Source organism: Streptomyces sp. NPDC001889, assembly GCF_053594535.1.
On record NZ_JBSFER010000012.1, the window covers coordinates 36,734 to 58,811 of the forward strand.

The following is a 22,078-nucleotide window of genomic DNA, read 5'->3' on the forward strand; positions in this document are numbered from 1 at the left end:
GCGCATCGGGCCGCCGTATGACATCCCCTGGCAGGAGGTGCGGCCGCCGCGGGTCCGGATACCGTCGCCGGGTGGACGACTCCGGACCGCGCACCCTGTTCGCCCAGCCGCTGACCGGGCGGCGGCTGATCGCGTTCGACGCCCTCGCCGCGGTGGTGTTCACCGCCGTGGCCGTACCGGCCGCCCGGGACTCCGGCTGGCCCGCGTGGGCACAGGTACTGATCGCGCTGGGGGCGGGCGGGCCGGCCGCCGTCCGGCGGCTGTGGCCCGTGCCGGTGTTCTGGGTGGTGCTGGGGGTGTCGCTGGTCGCGGAGGTGTGGCTGGGCGCGCGGACCCTCTTCGCCGCCCCGGCCTTCGCGCTCTACACGGTCGCCGTCACCCAGCCGCCCCGCCGCTGGCTGCCGACACCGGCCATCGCCGCGCTGGGCGCGGCCGGGATGTTCGGGCTGACCGCAACGGGGGCGTCGGAGACCGGGGGGTTCGATCCGGTGCGGGTGCTGTCGGCGGCGGGGGTGCTGGGCGGGACCTGGACGATCGGGCGCGCGGTGGCCGAGCGGCGCGCCTTCGCCGAGCGCTCGGCGCGGCAGCTCGCGGCCCGCGCGGTGGTGGAGGAACGGCTGCGGATCGCGCGCGAGCTGCACGACATCGTCACCCACAGCATGGGGCTGATCGCGATCAAGGCGGGGGTCGCCAACCATGTGGCCGAGGCCCGGCCGCAGGAGGCGCGGGACGCCCTGAGGATCATCGAGTCCACCAGCCGGGGCGCGCTGACCGAGATGCGCCATCTCCTCGGCGTCCTGCGCTCGGAGAGCGCGGGGCCCCCGGAGAACGGCCCCGAACTGAGCCCGGCCCCGGGGGTGCCCGCCCTCCCCGGGCTGATCCGGCGGGCGGAGGCGGCCGGGGTCCGGGTCACCGCAGAGGTGGCGGGGGCGGAGGGCGTGCCGGAGGGGGTGGGGCTCTCGGTGTACCGGATCGTGCAGGAGGCGCTGACGAATGTCGCCCGGCACGCCCCGGCCGCGCGCTGCCGGGTGTCGGTCCTGGGCGGCGACGGGGAGGTACGGGTGGAGGTCACCGACGACGGTCCCGGAAGCCCCGGAACCGGAACCGGAACCGGGGTGGCCGGGGGTGGCGGTCACGGTCTCATCGGGATGCGGGAGCGGGCCGCGCTCTACGGCGGCAGCCTCACGGCGGGCCCCGCCGACCGGGGCGGGTTCCGGGTGGTGGCCCGGCTGCCGTACGGGCGGGCCGCTCAGCGCGGAGCCGCCACCACCAGGCCCGTCTCATAGGCCGTGATCACCAGTTGGACGCGGTCGCGGGCCCCCAACTTGTCCAGCAGACGGCTCACATGGGACTTCACCGTGGGCAGCCCGATCCGCAGCCGCCCGCCGATCTCGGCGTTGGAGAGCCCCCGGGCCACCAGGACGAGCACCTCCCGCTCCCGGTCGGTCACCCCGCCCAGGTCCGCCGGGAGACCGGCGATGTCCGCGTGCCGCTCGGGCAGCCGCCCGAACTCGGCGATCAGCCGGCGGGTGATCCCCGGCGCGAGCAGCGCGTCGCCGGCGGCGACGACCCCGATGGCGGTGAGGAGTTCGGCGGGCGGGGTGTCCTTGAGCAGGAAGCCGCTGGCGCCCGCGCGGAGCGCCGCGTACACGTAGGTGTCGAGGTCGAACATGGTGAGGATGAGCACCCGGACCCCGGCGGGTCCGTCCGGCCCGCAGATGCGCCGGGTCGCCTCGATGCCGTCGGTTCCCGGCATCCGCACATCCATCAGCACCACATCGGGGTGCTCGCGCTCGGCCAGCGCGACGGCCTCGTCCCCGTCCGCGGCCTCACCGACCACCTCGACCCCCGGTGCGGTCTCCACCAGCACCCGGAAGCTCCCGCGCAGCAGCGCCTGATCGTCCGCGACGACCACCCGGATCGGCATATCGGCGTGCCTCCGTCCGTCGGGGGGAAGGGTATCGCGGGGGGGTGGGGTGGGTGCCGGGGGCGGGAGCCGGGAGCCGGGCGTCGGGTCCCGGGCGTCGGGTCCCCGGGGCGGAGGGTCCGTCCTCAAACGCCGGACGGGCTGAACGACTCCGGAACCGACCGCCCTTCGGAGCGCGGGCACCCCGGGGCAGGGGTCCGTCCTCAAACGCCGGACGGGCTGGATGATGCCGAGAGCCGTCCTCGAACGCCGGAGAGGCCGGATGATGCCGAGAGCCGGCCCCAGACGCCGGAGAGGCCGGATGATGCCGAGAGCCGGCCCCAGACGCCGGAGAGGCCGGATGATGCCGAGAGCCGGCCCCAGACGCCGGGCGGGCTCAATGGCGCCAGCTCCGGGTATCGGGGGTCCGGGTCAGTGGGGGTCGGATGCCGAGGTCAGGGATCGGTCGAGGGCGTGGCCCCGGAGGCGGTAGCTGTCGCCCTTCAGGGTGACCACGTCGGCGTGGTGGGCGAGGCGGTCGATCATCGCGAAGGTCACCGGGGTGTCCCCGAAGACATCGGTCCAGCGGCCGAAGGGCTTATCGCTGGTGACGACCACCGAGGCCCGTTCGTAGCGGTGGGAGACGAGCCGGAAGAGCAGATGGGTCGCCTCGGCGTCGAAGGAGCTGTAGCCGATCTCGTCGACGATCAGCAGGGCGTACCGGTCGAGCCGGGCCAGTTCCTCCGAGAGCCGGCCGGCGGCACGGGCGTCGGTGAGGCGGGACACCCACTCGGCGCCGGTGGCGAAGAGGACCTCGTGCCCGGCCCGGCAGGCCCGCATGCCCAGGGCGATGGCCAGATGCGTCTTGCCGGTGCCGGGCGGGCCGAGGAAGACGGCGTTGCTCCGGGACTCGACGAACTCCGCCGTTCCCAGACGGGTGATGGTCTCCCAGTCGATGAAGCGCTGGTGGTCGTCGTCGAACTCCTCCAGCACCTTCCTGGCCGGGAACCCGGCCGCGCGAATCCGGGCCTCCGCGCCCGCGCCGTCGCGGGACTCGCGGGCCTCACCGCTCTCCCGGGGCGTGCCCTTGCCCTGGGCGGGGATGAACTCCCGCAGGACGACCGGGGGCGTCGGTCCCCGTCCCCCCGGCGGCAGTTCGGGCAGCTCCCCGATCTCCGGCAGCTCCGGCAGATTGAGGTCACCGGAGGGCAGGGTGGCCCGCCGGCCCGCCGGGTGGCCGTGGGCGGAGTGGCCGCTCTCCATGGGGCCCGACATATAGGCGAGGATCGCGGCCGAGAGGATGAACGCCATATGGATCACCGTTCCCCACAGCAGTGAGTGGTGGGAGGTGTGGTCCACGTCCACGAACATCTGGAGCAGGTGGACGGAGGAGATTCCGACGATCGCCGTGGCCAGTTTGACCTTCAGCACATTGGAGTTGACGTGTGACAGCCACTCGGGCTGGTCGCGGTGGCCCTGGAGGCCGATACGGGAGACGAAGGTCTCGTACCCGCCGACAATGACCATGATCAGCAGATTCGCGATCATCACCACGTCGACGAGCTTCAGCACCGCGAGCATGACGTGGGTCTCGTTCACCTGGCCGCTGATCACATGCAGGATCAGATGCCAGAGCTCGTTGAAGAACTTGTAGACGTAGACGCCCTGCGCCGCCACCAGGCCGAAGTACAGCGGGGCCTGGAGCCAGCGGGTGGCGAACAGCGCGTAACCGAGTGAAGGAGCCGCATAGCTCCGGAAGTCGTGCTTGGGGGGCGCGGACATGGCCTGGCCGAGCAACAGCGTCTCCAAAGGTGACATGGCGAAGTACGGGCGCAGCCCGCGTACACGCCTCCAACGACCCCGTGCGCGGGGGCGTCACGGACACCACGCCGGCAACCGGGGCACGACCCCCGGGCGGGCTACTCCTCCCGTGCCGGGGCGGCGCTCCGGCGGCGGGCGACGGCGCGGGCGGTCTCCTCCTCCACCAGACCGTGGTTGATGCCGATCGCGGCGGCCGATCCCATGCCGGCTGCGGTGATCACCTGCGAGCGGGGGTCGGCGACATTGCCCACCGCCCACACCCCGGGGACACCGGTGCGGCCCGACGCGTCGGTGACCGTCCACCCGTGGTCGTCGACGGGGCAGCCCAGTCCGCTCAGCAGGGTGTCGCGCGGCACCATGCGCGGCTGCACGAAGACCGCGTCGCGCGGGACGGTGCGGCCGTCGGCGAGTTCGACCCCGCGCAGCGGGCCGTTGTCCGTGATCAGCCGCCGGACCTCGCCGCCGACGATCCGGACCTCGCGGGCGGCCAGGCGCTCGCGCTGCTCCCCGGTGAGCTCCAGGGTGTGGGTGAAGAGGGTCACGTCACCGGACCACTGGAGGAGGAGCAGGGCCTGGTCCACGGCGCGCGGCTCCGTGGCGAGCACCCCGAGGGGCCGGTCGCGGACCTCGTGGCCGTGGCAGTAGGGGCAGTGCAGGACGTCCCGGCCCCAGCGGTCGCGCACGCCGGGGAGCGCGGGGAGTCCGTCGCGGAGGCCGGTGGCGACGAGGACCCGGCGGGCGGGGAGGACGGGGCCGCCGGAGAGCCGGACGAGGAAGCCTCCGCCGGCGGCCGGGGTGATCTCGTCGACCGTGCCGTCGATCAGGTGCGCCCCGTACCCGGCGGCCTCCGCGCGCCCCGCCTCCAGGAGCGCGGCGGGGGCCATGCCGTCCCGGGAGAGGAAGCCCCGGATCTGCCCGGCCGGGGCGTTGCGCGGCTCCCCGGCGTCCACGACCGCCACCCGGCGGCGGGCCCGTGCCAGCACCAGGGCGGCGCTGAGACCGGCGGCGCCGCCGCCCGCCACCACGACGTCGTACATGTCCGTGACCGTGTCTGTGTGGTTCATGCCGGTGAGGCTGCGCCCGTGGGCCGGAAACAGCAATCATTGTTGCCATTATCGGGACGGCGCGGTGCAATGGGGGCATGGACCACACTCCCGCCGTCTCCAAGGCCCTGGCCGAGGTCGGCCCCCGCCTCAAGCGCCTGCGCACCGAGCGGGGTGTCACCCTCGCCGCGCTCGCCGAGGCCACCGGCATCTCGAAGAGCACCCTGTCCCGGCTGGAGTCCGGGCAGCGCCGCCCCAGCCTGGAGCTGCTGCTGCCGATCTCGGGGGCCCACCAGGTGCCGCTGGACGAGCTGGTCGGCGCCCCGGAGGTGGGCGACCCCCGCGTCCGGCTCACCCCCCGGCGGGCGCACGGCAGCACGGTGGTGCCGCTGACCCGGCAGCCCGGCCCGCTCCAGACGTTCAAGATGGTCCTGCCGCGGGACCGGAGCACGCCGGAGGTCGTCACGCACGAGGGGTACGAGTGGCTGTACGTCCTCGCCGGGCGGCTGCGGCTGGTGCTGGCCGACCACGATCTGATCCTCGGCCCGGGAGAGGTCGCCGAGTTCGACACCCGGCTGCCCCACTGGTTCGGCACCACGGGCGAGGGCCCGGTGGAGGTGCTCAGCCTCTTCGGCCGCCAGGGCGAGCGCATGCACGTCCGGGCGAGGCCGGCGCCACGGGAGACGCCCGGGGGCTGAGGGGGCCGCCGGGACCGGTCCCGGGTGCGTGCCGCGCGCGGGTCCGTCCTCGGACGCCGGGCGGGCCGGGGCGTCCGGCGGCCCGGCGTACCCCGGCCGGTCGCCCAGCGGATGCCGTCCCCGGCGAAGACCGGCAGGGTGATCGTGAACAGGGAGTTCCCGCACCTTCCCGCACAGACAAGGACGGCCCATGTCCGTGACCCACCGCCGGCGCCTCGCCGGTGCCGCCGGGGCGGCACTTCTGACCCTCACCGTCGCGGGCTGCTCCGGCCTCGGCCGGTCCGCGCTGGGCACCGTCAACTACGACACCCCGGGCCGCCGCCATCTGACGGTGTCGAACCCCCCGGTCACGGGGTGCCACAAGACGGTCGACGAGGGCGCGGTCTTCTTCGACAACAACACCCTGGTGGACATCGTGGTGTACCCGACGGACGACTGCTCCGGCGAGGACTCGATCTACATCCCGACGACCACGTCCGACGTGGTCGCCCCGGGGGCGCCGCCCTGGCGGGCGTACAGCATGATCCACTGACCGTACGGCTCCGGAAGCGGCCGTACGCTTACGGCATGACCGAGCACCTGGGTGACCGCCTGGGACGGCTGCGGCGCCTCTCAGGGCAGACACAGGAGGGGCTGGCTGAGCGTTCCGGCGTATCCGTGGATGTGATCCGGAAACTGGAGCAGCAGCGCAAGCACAGCGCGCGGCTGCCCACGCTGCACAGCCTGGCCAGGGGGCTGGGGGTGGAGCTGACCGCGCTGCTGGGAGACCCTCCCGGCGTGCCCTCCACCGGGGAGGCCGACCCGCCCCAACTGGTCGCCGTGCGCCGGGCCATCGTCCCGCCGATGTTCGCGCCCCCGCCCGAACCGGCCGAACCGGCCCGGCTCTCCGCGCCGCTCCTGCGGACGGAGATCGCCGACGCCTGGACGCTCTACCACCGGGCGGAGTTCGCCCCGCTGATGGAGCTGCTGCCGGGGATCATCGCGGACGCCCGCTTCCTGGCGGCCGTCGGCGGCGCCGACCAGCGGGCCGCCGGGCAGGCGGCCCTGGGCAAGGCGCTCCAGCTCGGCGGGCATCTCGCCATCCGCCTGGGCAAGACGGATCTGGCGCTCGCCGCGCTGGAACGGGCCATGGCCGCCGCCCGGCAGTCCGCCGACCCGCTGCTGGCACCCATGATCAGCAACTCGGTCGCCTGGAACTACCAGCGCCAGAACCGGCTGCCGGACGCCGAGCGGCTCGCACTGCACGCCGCGGAGACCATGGAGCGCGAGCACGGGGGGTCCGCCGAGGGGCTGCGTGTCTGGGGCGGGCTGGTGATGTCCGCCGCCACGAGTGCCGCCCGTGGCGGCGACTACACCACCGCCGACGGCATGATGCGCGCGGCGGAGGACGCGACGGCCCGGCTGCGCAGGCTCCCGGCGCCGGTGGACAGCAGAATGGTGTCCGTCTTCAGCCGGTCGTCCGTCCGTATCGAACGCGTCCGCCTGGCGGTCCAGCACGCCCGCCCGGACGAGGCTCTCACCCTGGCCCGGGGCCTGCGCCTCAGCGCCGACACTCCCCCGTCCTGGCGCACCTGGCTCCTCCTCGACGTGGCCCGCGCCCACGCCGATCTCGGCAACCCCGAAGGCGCGGTGAAGGCGCTGACCTCGCTGCGGCGGATGGCTCCGGGGTGGATACGCCATCACACCCACGCGGTGTCCGTCGTACGGGACCTGTGGGCCGGGACGGTGCACCCTCCGGGGCTGCGCAGGCTCGCCGAGTTCCTTGGCATCGCCACCCGGTAACCGGGCGGAACTGGGACGTTCCGTCCCTGTGCCCACGTTGCCGCGGGCGAGAGGCTCGGAGGGTACCGAGCGGAGAGGACAACCGACCATGAGCGCCACGGTCCAGCGGCAGACGCGGCCCATCCACGCCGACGAGATCACCGAGCTGATCGCGCTCATACGGCTCGGCGGGGTCTGGGGCATCGCCCCCGGCCAGGTCCCGCGCGGCGGATGCGCGGAGCCCTCGCACGACATCCCGCGCCGGCTCGAAGCCGCCCTCGCACGGCTCGCCGCCGAGGCGCGCGTCTTCGGCGGGGCCGGGAGCGAGCCCGTGGCCGTGGACGGGTGCCGGGTGTGCGGGGTGCTCGGGGAGGAGCGGGAGACCGCGCGGGCGCAGCGGGACGCCGCGTCGATGGTGGAGGTCAACGCGCTGATCGCCGCTCATCCGCACCGGGGCGGTGCGACATGACCGAAGAGGCGCGGCCGTACGAGCCGGGGCCCGGGGAGGTCGCGAAGGACACCTCCGCGGAGAGGGTCGGGCGGGTCATGGGGCAGGTGGGGGGCCGGTACCAGCTCAGGCCGCTCGGCGGAGGACGGGAGTGGGACGTGCTGCCGGAGCATCTGGGGCCCGCCACCCGGGCCGAGCTGCTCAGCGCCTGGGTCGCGGAGGTCAACGACCGGAGCCGCAGGGGGCTGTGATCCGGGGGAACCGGCTGAGCGGGCCGTGCGTTCATCCGGTACCCGGTTTCCGGCCAGGCGCCGGGCGCCCACCGACCCCGCAAGGACCGCGCATGTTCGAACTCGTCGACCCCATCAAGACCGAACGACTGGTCCTCCGTCCCTTCACCGCGGACGACGAGGACGACATGTTCGCGTTCGAATCCCGGGACGACGTGGCCCGCTACCTCTTCAACGAGCCCCGCACCCGTGAGGACAATGCCCGGGAGCTGGCTCTCCGGCAGCGGCTCACCGTCCTGCGCAAGGAGCAGGACAGCCTGATGGCCGCCGTCGAGCTGGACGGCACGGTGATCGGATATGTGCTGCTCGTCTGGCGGAGCGAGGAGCACCGGCAGGGTGAGTTCGGCTATGTCTTCCACCCGGACCACGGGGGCCGGGGCTATGCCACGGAGGCGGCCCGGGAGATGCTCCGCATAGGGTTCGAGCGGCTCGGCCTGCACCGGATCATCGGCCGCTGCGACCCGCGCAACACCGGCTCCGCGCGGGTCATGGAGCGGCTGGGGCTCCGCAAGGAGGCCCACTTCGTGGAGTCGGAGATCTTCAAGGGCGAGTGGGGCGGCGAGCTGCACTTCGCGATGCTGGCGTCGGAGTGGCGGGAGTCCCACGGCGCGGAGTGATCCGCGCCCCGGCCCCGGCCGGGAGCGGGCGATCCGCGGAAGAGCGCCGGCCCCACCGCCCACCGGGCGGGACCGGCGCTCTCCGGTCTCCGGGAGCCGTGCTCTCAGTCGCAGGTGTTGTAGTCGTAGCCGGCGTCCCGCCGGTGTCCGGCGCCGTCGTAGAAGGAGTAGACGCCCTGGCCGTCCCGCCGGAGACCGAAGCTCCAGTCCCGGCCGCGGTAGGTCACATTGAGCTGCTCGCCCCGGCCCTCGCTGCCGCCGGCGTACCGGAGGTTGTTGTCGGCGCGGCCGAAGGTCAGGTTGCCGACCACACCGTCATTGTCCAGCTTCCACCTGGACTGCAGGGACCTGGTGGCGTGCTCCGTGTTCTCCCCGAAGTGCCCGTCGATGTCCGCCTGGTCGAAGGTGGACAGGTCCTTCTCCTGGGCGCCCTCCGCCCAGAGGACCTTCTGCCACAGGCACACGGCGTTGGAGTTGTTGTGCGCGCCGAGGCCGTGGCGCAGTTCTCCCTCGTCGCCCCAGTCCCCGGCGAAGGTGTCGTAGCCTCGCACATAGCCATCGCTCATCGCGGCGGAGGCGGGCGTGACGCCGGCCGCCAGAGCGCCGAGTGTCAGGAAGCTGATCGCGGCGGCGGTGAGCCGGCCGCCTCTCGTTCTGTGTCGCACAGAGCTCTTCCCTCCTGGGATGGAGATACCTGATGGGTCCGGGCTGCCGTCCTCTGTCTGTCTGCTGTGGCGGTAACGATGCACGGCGGGCATAAACAAACCCTGAACGGCCTGACCGGCCGGGGTCTCGCGGGCATGGGGGCCGGGTTCACGGGCGCGCCGGACTCCCGGGGAGCCGGACGGTGCCGGCTCCGTGGCGTCGGGCGTCGGGCGTCGGGAACAGGACGCATCGGTCGCGGCGGCACCGTCGTCCCGGGCAGGCCGTTGATCCCGGGGAAACGGCCTGAGACGCAAAAAACTCCCTAGGTCGTCTTCTTTCGGATCGTGCCGGGCTCGCGAGCCCCGGCACCGCGCCCCGCCGCGTTGTCGTCGGTCGCCGACGCTCCGCGTGGGCTCCCTCCTCCGCCTCGCGATCCACGGCACCGGACCCGCTCACCTATCCGGCCCGATCCGAAAGAAAATCCCTAGGCGTCCTGGGCCGCCCAGCCCTGGCGGCGCAGGACCGCGGCCACGTCCGGGGGCTGGTAGTGGTCGCCCTTGAGGACCTTGCCGTCCGCGCGGCGGACGGGAGTGCCGTCGGGGCCCAGCTTGGACATATTGGCCCGGTGGACCTCGGCGAGGACCGCGTCGAGGTCGATGCCGTGGACGAGCGCGGTGCCGTAGGCGACATAGACCACATCGGCCAGCTCGTGCGCCAGGCTGTCGAGCGGCCCGAGGACGGCGACCTCCTCGACCTCGGCGACCTCCTCGGCCAGCAGGTCGTGACGGTGGGCGGCGAGCTCCGGCGGGACCTGCGCCGGGACGGCCCGGGTGTCGAGACCGAAGGCGCGGTGGAACTCCTGGACCAGGGTGGCGGGCGACTGCTTCACCCAGCCGACTCTACGTGCCGGGACGCCCGGGGAGACCCGCGCACGGTGGAAGAAGGTCAGCCCGACGGCGACCAGCGCCGCGCCGAGCAGCACCACGCTCAGGGTGTGGCCGATGCCGGTCTCGGAGAGTATCGGCTGGACGCCCCCGGCCGGGCCCTCGACGGGCTTCCCCGCCCACACTGGTTCCGCGAGCACGGTCACGGCCCCACCCCTCCCCGTTCGAGCCCTGCGCCGGCGCTGCCGCCGTCTCCGAAGACGGCGGCGGTGGCGACTTGGTTGTTCACGTACCCGGGGAAATCCCTCGAACCGGACTTCCCCGCCACGGCGGTCGAACAACCATCGGACGGCGGGCGGAGCGCAGCGGGAGGGGTGGCGCTCACCCGGACAGCCGGTGTTTTCACTCTCCCGGCGCGCGGAGCGCGCGGCCGTGCACCGGGGCGCGAACGCTGGGGAGGGAGAGCCCTCCGGCAGAGAAGAGCACCCCATGGCCGTGCCGCCCGCCCCCGCCGCCGCCCCGCGCCCCGGACGCCGGATATCCCGGATATCCCGGATATCCCAGCCGGCCCGTATCCCGAACCTGGCGCGGGTCTCCTGTCTCACCCTCGCCCTCGCCGCCACCGCCGCCGGCACAGCAGCCGCTCCCGCCGCGGCCTCCGCCTCCGTCTCCGTGTCCCCCTCCGGAGAGGAGCGAGCGGGCGGCCCCAAGCCCACCGTCGTCCTGGTGCACGGCGCCTTCGCCGACGCCTCCGGCTGGAGCGAGGTCGTCGAACGGCTCCGGCACCACGGCTACCGGGTCGTCGCCCCGCCCAACCCACTGCGCGGACTGAGCAGCGACTCCGCCTCCCTCGCCGGGGTCCTCCGGGGCATCGAGGGCCCCGTCGTCCTCGCCGGCCACTCCTACGGCGGCGCGGTCATCACCGGGGCCGCCGCCGGGAACCCCGCCGTCAAGGCCCTGGTCTATGTCTCGGCCTTCATGCCCGACGAGGGCGAGACCCTGGGCGCGCTCTCCGCGAAGTTCACCGGCAGCGCGCTCCAGCCCGCGCTCCGGCCCGTCCCGTACACCGACGGCACCACCAGCGGCAGCGATCTGTACATCAGGAACGACCGGTTCCATTCCGTCTTCGCCGCCGATCTCGCCGCCGGACAGACCCGGGTGATGGCCGCGGGGCAGCGCCCGATCGCCGCGCGGGCCTTCGAGGAGAAGGCGGGACCGGCGGCCTGGCGGACCATCCCCTCCTGGTTCGTCGTCGCGAAGAACGACCGGGCCATCGCCCCCGACCTGGAGCGCTTCGAGGCGGAGCGGGCCGGTTCGCACACCGTCGAGGTCGACTCCTCGCACGTGGCGATGATGTCCCGTCCGGACGATGTCACCGAGGTGATCCGCCGGGCGGCCTCCGACACGGCCGGGCCACCCGCGCTCGCCGCGACGGGCGCCCGCACCGAGGCCCTCGCCGCCCTCGGCGCGCTGGCGGGCGCGGCGCTCCTGACGGGCGCCGCACTGCTGCGGGCGGGCCGCGGACGCCGGGGCCCGGGTGCCTGAACCGGCCCCGCGCCCCGGGTGCCCGGACCGGCGGCGGCGCCCGAGGCCGTGCGGCGCCCCGCTCCTCAGTGCCGGCCGATGAAGTCCAGCACCGCCGCGTTGAGCGCGGGCGCGTTCTCCTCGTGCGTCAGATGGGACGCGTGGGCGATGCTGATCCGCTCGGTGTCGGGGAGGAGTTCCTCCAGCCGGTCCATCAGCCGGTGGAATATCGGCGCCGTGTGCACCCCCGTCACCAGCAGGGCGGGGGTGCGGACCCGGCGTACCGCCTCCGTGTCCAGCGGCGGCATCCCCGCGTCGAAGAGCCCGGCGCGGAGCGCGGAGAGGTTCTCGCGCATCTGCGGCAGCCGCTCCGGTTTCAGCGCGGCGTACGCCCGGTCGTCGAGCACCCCGCGCAGAAAGATCCGCATCGCCCGCTCGTCGTCCCCGGCGGCGAACGCACGCCCGGCCGGTGTGACGGTCCTGAGCTGGAATTCGGCCAGGAGCCGCAGCGCCCCGGGGTGCCCCAGCAGCTTCAGCAGCTCCACCGGGCGGGGCCGGGGGCTCAGATAGAGCGGCACCACCGGCGGCTCCTCCAGCACGAGGCTGCGGACCGACTCCGGCCGCCGCACCGCCGCCAGCAGACTGATGAACGCGCCCCAGGAGTTGGCGACGAGATGCGCGGGGGCGGCGCCGACCTCGTCGAGGAAGGCGAGCAGATCATCGACATGGGGCTCCATCGGGTTGGCCGTCCCGGGCGGGATGTCCGGGTTGGGCCTGGCGTAGCGCCTGCTGTAGGCGATGGCCCGGTGGGACGCGCCGACGACGGGGAGCTGGGCGTCCCACGTCCGCAGATCGCTGAGGTCACCGTGGACGAAGACGACGGGATCGCCGTCACCGGTCTCCTGGTAGGCGAGGGAGACTCCGTTGACATCGGCGGTTCGGGTGCGCGCTTGGGAAAAGGTCATCACTGGTCCTGTACGTCAGAGGCCGGGAATAAGCGGTGCATGGGTCTCCGGACATCGGTGGGCCGGCTCGGTCCGGCGCCGGAATTCTCCGCGCGGGAACCCCTCGCGCGGAAGGGCCCGCCGCCGCGGTGCGCCTCCCCGCCGCCCCACGGAGGGTCAGCCTTCCCGGTTCGTACGGCCCCCTAACAGACCTGCGGTGATGACCCGTACGGCGTACACGGGCGTGCGGGCCGGCCCGCCCGCTCCTTGACTGGTGCCATGGAGCGGACGGAGAAGGCGGGCGCGCGGTGGCGCGGGGCTGTGGCAGGGGCCGGGATCACGGTGGCGCTGACGCTCGTGGCGGCCGGGTGCTCGGACGGGGGCGGCGGCGGCGCGTCGGATGTCGCCTCCCGGGCGGTGTCGGCGGTCTCCTCGGCAACGGCCTCCGCCGGGAAGCGGCTCGACGAGATCAAGGGCGGGGTCGACGCCCGGGCCGATGTGAGGCTCGGCTCCCCGGCGACCGACTCCGACGGCCGCGCGACGGTCGAGGTGAGCGCGCGGAACACGGTGGAATCGGCGAAGTCCTTCGCCGTGCGGGTCGACTACCGCGACTCCAGCGGGAATCTGCTGGACACGGTGGTGGTCACGGTGGCGGATGTCGCCGCCGGAGCGACCAAGGACGCCACCGCGCGCAGCAACCGCAAGCTCTCCGGCGAGGTCAGGGCGGAGCTGGGCACGACGCTGCGGTACTGACCCCGATCCGGCGGAGGCCCCGGCGCCGGGGAAGCGCGGACCGCGCACCCGGCACCCTCCGGCACCGCCGCCTCCGGCAGCACGACCGCCGCGCCCGCCCGGCGCAGACGCACGCCACCGGCACCCGGGCGCCGGGACGCTGACGGTACGACGCCGGGACGACGACCATCCGCCGCGGCGCCCCACACCGAGCCGGCCACACCACCGGACCGGCCGTCCGGGCATCCCGACACCGGGACGACGACCATCCGCCGCGGCGCCCCACACCGAGCCGGCGCCGAGAACCGCCCGACCGGGCACACCACCCGACCCGGCGGAGGCCGGCGCCGGGCAGAGCCCGGACCACGCACCCGGCACCCGGCACCCGGCGCCCGGCGCCCGGCGGCCTCCGGTCGGCGGGCCGGTTCCGTGCGAGGGCTCCCCGGGGCTCCCCTGATCCCGGCTCTCCAGCCCCTCCGGGCACGGGTCTTGATAGCGTCCTCGCACTGACGCGCACGGGTCCGCGGCCGTGCGGCGGGTGGCACGGGAGGTTGCGCACGGTGGGAGAGCACGGGGGCACGGATCGGGCCGGGGCGGGGAGCGGGCGGGGCGGGCGGCCCGTGATCGTCTTCGTGCACGGCGTCGGCGGGCCGCGCGACCCGGACGCTTCGCGGCAGAGCTGGACCAGCGCCCTCGCCGAAGGCGCCCGCGCGGCCGGTCACTCGGCCGCGATATCCGGGCTGACCGGCGGCTGGGACGTGGAGACCGTCTTCGCCCACTACGAGGAACTGTTCCACCCCGACTCCGGCGCCGAGCCGCAGGGCGCGGGCGGCGTGGTGGACGCGGCGGACCGGCTCGACGAGGAGCAGGCCCGGATAACGCTCGCGCTGATGGGCGAGTTCCTCGAACGGGAGGCCGAACGGCCCGAGAACCGGGGCGACGCCCGTCTCGCCCGGGCGCGCGCCCAGCTCTCCCCCGAGGCGCTGGCCGGCGCGGAGGCCCAGGGCCTGCTGGGCACCGCCCGCCATGTCATCGACGCCTGCTCCCTGTTCGCCTCGCTGCCGCTGGCGCGCCGCCTCGCGCGCTGGGCGACCGCCCACGAGGCGCTGCGGGACTGGTCGCAGCCCGGCCGCTATCTCGCCCGCCACGCCGAGAACGGCCACACCACCCCCCTCGACCAGCGCATCCGGGAGCGGGTGCGGAGCTTTCTGGACCCGGAGCGGCCGACGATCGTCATCGGGCACTCCCTGGGCAGTGTGATCGCCCTGGAGACCCTCGCCGACGGCTACCCGGGCGAGGTGCCGCTGTTCGTCACCATCGGCTCCCCGATCGCCACCCGGGCCGTCGTCTGGCCCCGGCTCCGGCCCAGCCCGCCCACCACCCCGGCGTGCGTCGGCCGCTGGCTGGACTTCGCCGACCGGGACGATCTGATCGTGCCGCGCCATCCGTTCGACGACATCGTCCTGCCCAACGAGGCCGGTGTGCGGCCGGAGTCGGTGCCGCTCGACTCCTGCCGGCTCTGGGTCCACAGCGCCACGACCTATCTGCGCAGGCCGGAGCCGGCCGGAGCGGTGATGGAGGCGCTGGCCTCCCTGTCCGCCGCTTCATGACCGCCGCCACCGCCGCCCCGGGGCCCGCCGGGCCGCCCCGGCAGGCGCTGGTGGTCGCCACCCAGTGCGCCCGGGAGCGGAAGCTGACCGGTCTCGCCCCGGTGGCCGCCGCGCTCTTCGACGCGCTCACCGACCCCCGGACCGGCGGCTGCGAGCCCTCCGGCGCCGACGGCACGGACGAGGTGCGCTCCGGGGCGGCGACCCGGCAGCTCATCGACGAGACGGTCCGCGCGGCGATCAAGTGCGCGGGGGAAGCGGGGGCGGTGCTGGTCCTCGTCTTCATCGGCCACGGCCAGGCGCCCGCCGACGCCACCACCCTGCACTACATGGCGAACGACTCCGCGCCCGGCGAGGCCGGCGGCTCGGTCGACGTGGGGGCGCTGCTCGCGGCGGCGGCCGACCAGCCGGGGATCGGCGGGGTCGTCGCACTCGTCGACACCTGCCACGCGGCGGCCGGCGCGCCGCCGGCCGCCAATCTCGCCGGCGGCTACGCCCAGGGCCTCAAGCGGGTCACCGTCCTCGCGGCCACGGCCGCCCACCGGCCCGCGTACAGCCTGGACTTCAGCCGCGCCCTCACCTCCGTGCTGCGCGAAGGTGTCCCGGACGCCGGGGAGTTCCTGCTGCCCCGGCACGCCAAGCGGGTACTGGGCGGGAAGCTGTCGAACCAGAACGTCATGATCAACGACTTCGACGGCGACCCGGACGCCGTGGACGAGCTGTGGCTCGCCCACAACGCCTGCCATCTGCCCGCCGGGGGCCGGCCCGGCGGCTGTCTCGGCGAGACCGGTGGGGCGGACCTCGCCGACGCCCTCGCCGCCTGGCCCGGGGCCCCGCTCCCGCCGCCCGGCGGCTGGACCCGCGCGGAGCTGGTCGCGCTGACCGCCCGGGCCATCGGCTCGCCCGCGCCGGAGGCCCTGTGGGTGCGGGAGGTCGCCGGGGCCCTGGTGGCCGCCGTCGACACCGCCGCGTTCCTCACCGGCTGGGCGTCGGGCCTCACCACGGCCCGGCTCCGGGACGCGGTGACCCTGGTCAACCGGCTCTCCGCGACCTCGGGACCGGCCCACCCCCCGCTCCGGCCGCCCGCCGGGCTGACCGGCGGGGAGCTGCTGCGCCATCTGCTGGAGTACGCGGCCCTGCGCACCGCCCCCGCGAGCGCCGGCGGCACCGGGGGAGGGCTCGCCCGGTGTGTGGCGGCGGTCGCCGATGTCTGCGGCCTGGACTGCTCGGACGGCCCGGCCCGGGAGTGGGCGCGGCGGACCGACGCCGTGATCGCCCTCGCCGACGCCCGGGACGGCATCGCCGAGCTGCGCGCCCGGCGCGAACCACGGCTGGTGATCAGTCTGCACGCGGCGCGGGTCGACTGGCCGGAGTCGCTCTCCGTCTGGCTGCGCGAGGGCGACCGCTGCGACCACCGGCAGGAGTTCGGCTGCGAGCCCACTCGGGCGGGGGTCGAGGAGATGCTCCCGGAGATCCTCGACTGGGCGGAGGCCCTGCTGCCGCCGGGGGCTCCGGTGCGCCATGTCGACATCGTGGCCCCCAGCTCCGTCCTGCTGAGCTGGCAGCCGGAGCGGGCCCGCGCGGGCCTGTACGAGCTGGGTGTCGACCGCACCGTCACCCTGCGGTGGGCGCACCGGCTCTCCGTGCCGGGGCGGCTGGGCCGGATGAACAGGGTGGCGCGCGAACAGCTGCGGGCGCTGGCGGAGCCCGCCCCGGGCGGGCGGGCGCCCGTCGACTGGCTGGACGCGGACGCCGCCGGGGATCTGGCGGCCCTCGGGGAGTTCCTCCGCATCGGCCGCTACCAGCGGGCCATCGGGGTCGACCACCGGCCGCCGCACCTGGCCGAGGTCGCCGACGCGCTGCTCCCGTACACCCCGATCCTGCTCTGGCCCGGCGCGGAGGACGGGCGGGCGGGCACAGAGCAGCGGCGGAGCCTGGACGAGCTGTGGTCCCGGCTGCCGGCCGGTTTCGGGGACGCCTACCGGCGGCGCCGGCACGCCGACGCGGGCCTCGCCCCCGCTCCCGGGACCGACGACGGCCCGCTCCTCGACGCGCTGGCGGAGCTGCGGGCCGTCTGGCACGACCTGGAGTGGCTGGACTTCTGCCAGTGGTTCGAGACCGCCCGCTCCCCCGCTCCCTCCCCGGCCCCCGCCCACCCGTCTCCCCGAGGAACCCGATGACCTGGAACGCGTACTACACCGGCGACGGCACCCCGCGCGATGTGACCCTCGCGGGACCGCCGCCGTGGCGCACCTTCCCGCGCCGGCCCGCCCCCCGGACCTTCCAGCCGCCCGAGGGCCTCACGGACGCGGTGAACGCGGCGCTCTATCTCCGCCGGCCACTGCTGATCACCGGCTCGGCGGGCACCGGCAAGTCCACCGTCGTCGAACAGGTCGCGGCCGAGCTGAAGCTGGGGCCGGTGCTGCGCTGGCACATCACCTCGCGGAGCACCCTGGCCGAGGCGCTCTGCGGCTATGACGCCCTGGCCCACATCCACGCGCTGCGGCTGCGCCAGATGGCGGCGAGCCCGCCGCCGGGGCCGGGGGACGACGCCACACGGGCGGACCGGGCCGAACAGGCCGACCGGACCGGCCAGGCCGAACAGGCCGAACAGGCCGAACAGGCCGACGAGATCGCGCCCTTTCTGCGCCTCGGCCCGCTGGGCACCGCGCTGCTGCCCGGCGGGGGCAACCCCCGGGCGCTGCTGATCGACGAGATCGACAAGAGCGACCTCGATCTGCCCAGCGATCTCCTGGACGTGCTGGAGCGCGGCGAGTTCGAGATCCCCGAACTGGCCCGGCGCCCCCGGGCGGGCGTACCCGTCCGCACCTGGGACACCCGGGGCACCCACCCGGTGACCGACGGGGTGGTGCGGTGCAGCCAGTTCCCGTTCATCGTGATGACCAGCAACGGGGAACGGGACTTCGCGCCCCCGTTCCTGCGCCGCTGCATCCGGTACGCGATGCCCGCCCCCACCGCCGACACCCTGCGCCGCGCGGTGGAGGCGCATCTCGGCGAGGGCACGGCCTCCGTGGGCCCGGTCCCCGAGCTGATCGAGGGCTTCGCCGCCCGGATCGTCCGCGGCGAGGGCCTGGCCGTGGACCAGCTCCTCAACGCGGTGGCCCTGGTGACGGACGACCGCGCGCCCGGGGGAGAGCAGCGTGAGCGGCTGCTCGCGCTGCTGACCCAGCGCCTGAACAGTGCCTGAGGAGCCGGGGAGGCCGGCAGGTCCGGGGGAGGCCGCGGGTGCCTCCGGGGCGGCCCCCGGCGCTGGGGCTCCCGGTGGCGGGAGGCCCACGCCCGATCCGGCGGGCGGCGCCACGGGTGACCCCACGAGTGGTACGGGGAGCGACCCCACGAGCCCGCTGCCGGGCGAACCCACAAGCAGCCCCCCACCCGCCCCCACAGGCCATCCCACCGACCCACCGCCCGCCGGACCCGGCGGGATCACCAGCGGTGCGGCTCCCCCGGGCACGGGCGCCCCCACGCCCGATCCAGCGGGCAGTGCCACGGGTGACCCTCCGCCCGGCCTCACAGACGGCGCCATGCGCGACGCCACGGTCGGCCCCACGGGCGGCGCGGGGAGCGACCCCACGGGCCCGCTGCCGGACGAACCCACAGTCAGTCCCCCGCCCGCCCCCACAGGCCATCCCACCGACCCACTGCCCGCCGGACCCGGCGGGATCACCAGCGGTGCGGCTCCCCCGGGCACGGGCGGGCTCGGGCGGGTGCTCACCGACGTGCTCGTCGAGCTGCTGCCCGAGGGGACCGACTCCGCGGCCCTCGCGGATGTGCTCTGGCTGGCGGCGGGGAGCACACCGGTCCCGCCCGCGAACCCTTCCGCCGGGGAGGCGGCGGGCCCCGGGGGCGGTGTCGAGCGGGCGGGCGGGGCGCGCTCGGCGGGCGAGCCCGACCGGCCGCGTGCGGCGGACCCCGCCGCCCCCGCCCCCGCGCCCGTTCCCGAGCCGCGCCCCGCGCTCGCGCTGTACGAGACGCTGCCCGGCACCCCGGCACCCCCGGGCACCCCGGTGACCGTCGCCGCCGGGCCCGCGCTCCCCGGGAGGCTGCGGCTCGCCCGGGCCCTGCGCCCCTTCAGCCTCCGCTGGACGCAGGGCCCGCGCCGGGTGCTGGACCTGGCGGCGACCGTGCGCCACAGCCTCCGCGCCGGTGAGCTGCTGCCGGTGCTCGGCCCGGCGCCCGAGCCGTGGTTCGATGTGCTGCTCGTCGTCGACGACAGCCCGTCGATGGCCGTGTGGGCGGACACCGTCGCCGAGTTCACCTCGCTCCTCGCCGGCCTCGGCACCTTCCGCCGGGTCGACACCGTACGGCTCCTGCCGGGCGACGAACCCCGCGTGGTGGACCGCGCCGGGCGGACCGTCGCCCCGGGCCGGGTGGCGGCGCCCGGCGGGCGGCGGCTGGTGCTGGTGGTCTCCGACTGCACGGCCGGCGGCTGGTACGCGCCGCGGAGCTGGCAGTTGGTCCGCCACTGGGCCGCCCGGGTGCCCGTCGCCCTGATCAATCCGCTCCCGGGCAGGCTGTGGGGGCGCACGGCGCTGGATCTCCCCGCCGTCCGGGTCACCCACCGCACCCCCGCCGCCGCCAACCGGGACCTGGAGTTCACCGCGCCGCTGCTCCCCGCCCCGCCCCCGGCGCCGGGCGGCGGCCCCGTCTGGGTCGCGCTCCCCACCCTGACCTTCTCGCCCCACTCGCTGGGCCGCTGGGCGCGCGGGTTCGCGCACGGCGCGCCGGAGGGGTACGACGCGGTCCTCCTCCCCGCTTCGGGCACGCTGCCCACCCCCTTCGACGCGCCCGGGCCCGCCGGGGCCTCCCCGGACGCGGCGGAGGCGTTCCTCCGCACCGGGACCCCGGCCGCCGTCCGACTGGCGGCGCTCTGCAGCCCGTTCAGCCGGATCGGGCTGCGGCTGCTCCAGCTCATCCGGCAGGAGGTGGTCCCCGAGGCGGGCCTCGGGGAGGTCGCCGAGCTGCTCACCAGTGGTGTCCTCGCCGTCGAGCGCACCGGGGGCGCCCCGCCGGTGCTGGTCTTCCAGGGCACGGCCCGGCGCCGGTTGACCTCGGCCCTGGCCCGCCGGGACGCCTGGCTGATGCACTCGGCCCTCACCCGCTACATCGCCGCCCACCCGCCGTCCCCCCGTGGCCTGGGGGCCGTCGCCGTCGAGACCTCCGGCTCCCCCCTCCCGGACGATCCACGGGACGACGAGGAGCTGCGGCCGTTCGCGGAGGCGTCGGGGGAGCTGCTGAGGGTCCTGCGGGGTGGGGGGCGGGCGGCACCGGTCGTGCCGAAGCCGGAACCGGAACCGGAACCGGAGACCGAACCGGAGCCGGAGCTGGAGACCGTCTCACCGCTTCCGGACCCGGAGCGCAGTGCGGCGGTGCTCATCGGCGTCTCGGCCTACACCCGCCTTCCGCGCCTGTGGAACGTGGCGGACGCGCTGGACGAGATGCGCGGCCTGCTGACCTCCCCCGCCGGGTGGAATCTGCCCGACTACCGCTGTGTGACCGTGCTGGACCCTCCGGACGCCCGAGCCGTGCTGGAAGCGGTCCAGGCGGCCTGCGACCGGGCCGAGGACGCGCTCTTCCTCTACATCGCGGCGCGGACGCTGGAGAGCGACGGGCCGGAGCTGCCCGCCTGGGCGGTCCCGGACTCCGTCCCGGGGGAAGCACGCGCCACCGGCGTGCCCTTCGACAAGGTCCTGAGGATCGTCCACGGTTCCTCCGTACGCCGGGTGATGGTGGTCCTCGACCACACCCTGGGGATGGAGTCCACACGGGAGCTCACGGAGTCGGGCACCCGGGTCTCCCGCTCCCCCTCGACCCACCTCATGGTCTGCGAACCCCTCCTGGACCGCCCGCGCGCCGCGTCGATCCACCGGTTCGTCGAGCAGGGGCTGCCCGGCGGGCCGCGTTTCCTCGGGGTACCGGAAGTACTGACGCATCTGGCGGAGTTGTCCGGCCGGCAGGGGCTCACCTCCGCCTCCTGGACGGAAGGGCGGCTTCCGCTGGCATTGGGCCGCAACCGGCTCGCGGGGGAGGGCAGCCCGCTCGAATTCGCTCGCCGGAGCGTGTACGGACAGATGTACCGGATCATGCCGTTCGGCGCCGAGGCGGAGCTGCTCCCGGATGCGGAACGGCTGCTGACGGCGCTGCTGTGGTTCATGGGGCCGGACCCCGCACGTACCGTGCGCTCCCTCTCCCCGGGGGACCCCTCCCCGTTGCTGGATGAGCTGACGGAGTATCTGGAGCGGCGCGGGTTCGATCTGCGGCCCGGCACGCTGGACGGCGGCCCGGACTATTTCTGTTCGCCCAACGGGTCGTCGTCGCTCTTCCCGTTCGAGGTCAAGGTCCGGGCGGAGGGCCGGGGCTCCGGGGACTCCCTGCCCTGGAGCCTCAACCGGCTGACCCAGTACCCCTCCCCCATCGCCTTCCTCCTCGTCCTGGAGCCCTCCCGGAACCCCGTGCCGCCCCCGCTCGGCGAGCGGGTCTCGGTCGTCGACACCAGCCGGGGCGGGGAGCCGGACGAGCGGTCGTGCGTGGTCACCCTCCGGCTGCCGGTCTCCCTCACGTCCGCACAACCGGGCCCGGACGAGGAGGAGCACGTACCGGAACGGCCCGAGGACCTCTGGGAGTCCTATGACCGGTCCCTCCACGAGGTGCTGCGGGACGCCGTCGACGGTGCCTGCGAGAACCTCGCGGGACGGGAGGTCGCCACCCTCCTGGACGGCTATCCGCACCGGGACGGCGGCGGACTCGACCTGGAGGACGTCGACATACCCGCCCTGCTGGACTCCCCGACCGTGAAGTCCGTCCACCCCGACCGCTCGACCCTGGACTGGCACAGCCATGAGGAGTACGACCACGGTCTGGTCGTCGGCGAGGTGACCGTCGAGGCCGAGATCACCATCGAGGGGTTCATGACGAAGTCCGCGTTCGCGTTCCACGAGCACGAGGTGGATGTCCTCGACGGGGACTGGAACGACGACACGGTCTGGGCGTCGGTCAGCCGCTCGGTGGTGCTGACCTTCCACGCCCAGGTCGAACCGCCCCCCTTCGACGCGGAGCTCGAACTGCAGGCGGTGGCGAGCCCCGGCCCGCGCCGGTAGCCGATCCCCCTGTCGGGATTCAGCCAAACACACTTACACT

19 protein-coding genes are annotated in these 22,078 nt (G+C 74.9%); 13 read left to right on the forward strand and 6 right to left on the reverse strand.

The window, feature by feature from the left end:
• Positions 1-71 precede the first annotated feature (71 nt).
• Entirely contained in the window at positions 72-1,286 is a 1,215-nt protein-coding gene (locus ACWCRA_RS15380; RefSeq protein ID WP_351555779.1) for a sensor histidine kinase, read from the forward strand.
• Here ACWCRA_RS15380 and ACWCRA_RS15385 read toward each other — a convergent pair.
• From ACWCRA_RS15385 to ACWCRA_RS15395, 3 genes are all read right to left on the reverse strand, one after another.
• A complete protein-coding gene (locus tag ACWCRA_RS15385) occupies positions 1,250-1,927 on the reverse strand; it encodes a response regulator (RefSeq protein ID WP_451067819.1) in 678 nt (225 codons plus the stop codon). The two genes, ACWCRA_RS15380 and ACWCRA_RS15385, sit on opposite strands and share 37 nt — an antisense overlap.
• Before the next feature lie 411 nt (positions 1,928-2,338).
• Positions 2,339-3,688 carry an IS21-like element helper ATPase IstB gene (gene istB, locus ACWCRA_RS15390; RefSeq protein ID WP_351555816.1) on the reverse strand — a complete coding sequence of 450 codons (1,350 nt, stop codon included), beginning with the start codon at positions 3,686-3,688 and terminating at the stop codon, positions 2,339-2,341.
• Between the two features lie 137 nt (positions 3,689-3,825).
• Complete coding sequence (locus tag ACWCRA_RS15395; protein WP_451067820.1) at positions 3,826-4,791, reverse strand: NAD(P)/FAD-dependent oxidoreductase; 966 nt, start codon at positions 4,789-4,791, stop codon at positions 3,826-3,828.
• Between the two features lie 77 nt (positions 4,792-4,868).
• Between ACWCRA_RS15395 and ACWCRA_RS15400 the strand changes: the two genes are divergently transcribed.
• The 6 genes from ACWCRA_RS15400 to ACWCRA_RS15425 all read left to right on the forward strand — a co-directional run bounded on the left by ACWCRA_RS15400 (position 4,869) and on the right by ACWCRA_RS15425 (position 8,584).
• Positions 4,869-5,468 (forward strand): helix-turn-helix domain-containing protein, encoded by a 600-nt coding sequence (locus ACWCRA_RS15400; RefSeq protein ID WP_351555771.1) that lies wholly within the window; start codon positions 4,869-4,871, stop codon positions 5,466-5,468.
• 190 nt (positions 5,469-5,658) lie between these two features.
• On the forward strand, positions 5,659-6,000 hold the full coding sequence (locus tag ACWCRA_RS15405; protein WP_351555768.1) for a hypothetical protein: 342 nt from the start codon (positions 5,659-5,661) through the stop codon (positions 5,998-6,000).
• A gap of 35 nt (positions 6,001-6,035) precedes the next feature.
• Positions 6,036-7,250 carry a helix-turn-helix domain-containing protein gene (locus ACWCRA_RS15410; protein ID WP_451067821.1) on the forward strand — a complete coding sequence of 405 codons (1,215 nt, stop codon included), beginning with the start codon at positions 6,036-6,038 and terminating at the stop codon, positions 7,248-7,250.
• A gap of 88 nt (positions 7,251-7,338) precedes the next feature.
• Entirely contained in the window at positions 7,339-7,698 is a 360-nt protein-coding gene (locus ACWCRA_RS15415) for a hypothetical protein (protein ID WP_451067822.1), read from the forward strand.
• Positions 7,695-7,928, forward strand: coding sequence for a hypothetical protein (locus ACWCRA_RS15420; protein ID WP_351555759.1), 234 nt, complete (start codon positions 7,695-7,697; stop codon positions 7,926-7,928). The genes ACWCRA_RS15415 and ACWCRA_RS15420 overlap by 4 nt, the downstream gene beginning before the upstream one ends.
• A gap of 92 nt (positions 7,929-8,020) precedes the next feature.
• Entirely contained in the window at positions 8,021-8,584 is a 564-nt protein-coding gene (locus ACWCRA_RS15425) for a GNAT family N-acetyltransferase (RefSeq protein ID WP_351555756.1), read from the forward strand.
• A 104-nt stretch (positions 8,585-8,688) separates the two neighbouring features.
• Here the strand turns inward: ACWCRA_RS15425 and ACWCRA_RS15430 are convergent, their stop codons facing one another.
• Together ACWCRA_RS15430 and ACWCRA_RS15435 are read right to left on the reverse strand one after the other, a co-directional pair.
• Positions 8,689-9,249 carry a peptidoglycan-binding domain-containing protein gene (locus tag ACWCRA_RS15430; RefSeq protein WP_451067823.1) on the reverse strand — a complete coding sequence of 187 codons (561 nt, stop codon included), beginning with the start codon at positions 9,247-9,249 and terminating at the stop codon, positions 8,689-8,691.
• 464 nt (positions 9,250-9,713) lie between these two features.
• Positions 9,714-10,118 carry a pyrophosphohydrolase domain-containing protein gene (locus tag ACWCRA_RS15435; RefSeq protein WP_351555813.1) on the reverse strand — a complete coding sequence of 135 codons (405 nt, stop codon included), beginning with the start codon at positions 10,116-10,118 and terminating at the stop codon, positions 9,714-9,716.
• Positions 10,119-10,602: 484 nt separating this feature from the next.
• On the opposite strand from ACWCRA_RS15435, the gene ACWCRA_RS15440 reads away from it, so the two are divergent.
• Positions 10,603-11,658: an alpha/beta fold hydrolase gene (locus ACWCRA_RS15440; protein WP_451067824.1), complete on the forward strand. Its 1,056-nt coding sequence runs from the start codon at positions 10,603-10,605 to the stop codon at positions 11,656-11,658.
• A gap of 65 nt (positions 11,659-11,723) precedes the next feature.
• Here ACWCRA_RS15440 and ACWCRA_RS15445 read toward each other — a convergent pair whose 3' ends face one another.
• Positions 11,724-12,602, reverse strand: coding sequence for an alpha/beta fold hydrolase (locus ACWCRA_RS15445; RefSeq protein ID WP_351555747.1), 879 nt, complete (start codon positions 12,600-12,602; stop codon positions 11,724-11,726).
• A 258-nt stretch (positions 12,603-12,860) separates the two neighbouring features.
• On the opposite strand from ACWCRA_RS15445, the gene ACWCRA_RS15450 reads away from it, so the two are divergent.
• The 5 genes from ACWCRA_RS15450 to ACWCRA_RS15470 all read left to right on the forward strand — a co-directional run bounded on the left by ACWCRA_RS15450 (position 12,861) and on the right by ACWCRA_RS15470 (position 22,038).
• Entirely contained in the window at positions 12,861-13,334 is a 474-nt protein-coding gene (locus ACWCRA_RS15450; protein ID WP_351555744.1) for a hypothetical protein, read from the forward strand.
• Positions 13,335-13,933: 599 nt separating this feature from the next.
• A complete protein-coding gene (locus ACWCRA_RS15455) occupies positions 13,934-14,923 on the forward strand; it encodes an alpha/beta hydrolase family protein (RefSeq protein WP_351555741.1) in 990 nt (329 codons plus the stop codon).
• On the forward strand, positions 14,920-17,100 hold the full coding sequence (locus ACWCRA_RS15460) for a vWA-MoxR associated conflict system protein (RefSeq protein WP_351555738.1): 2,181 nt from the start codon (positions 14,920-14,922) through the stop codon (positions 17,098-17,100). Before ACWCRA_RS15455 ends, ACWCRA_RS15460 begins: the two co-directional genes overlap by 4 nt.
• A complete protein-coding gene (locus ACWCRA_RS15465; protein WP_351555735.1) occupies positions 17,097-18,128 on the forward strand; it encodes a MoxR family ATPase in 1,032 nt (343 codons plus the stop codon). The genes ACWCRA_RS15460 and ACWCRA_RS15465 overlap by 4 nt, the downstream gene beginning before the upstream one ends.
• Positions 18,129-18,465: 337 nt before the next feature.
• Positions 18,466-22,038 (forward strand): SAV_2336 N-terminal domain-related protein, encoded by a 3,573-nt coding sequence (locus ACWCRA_RS15470; protein WP_451067825.1) that lies wholly within the window; start codon positions 18,466-18,468, stop codon positions 22,036-22,038.
• The last annotated feature ends 40 nt before the right edge of the window (positions 22,039-22,078 follow it).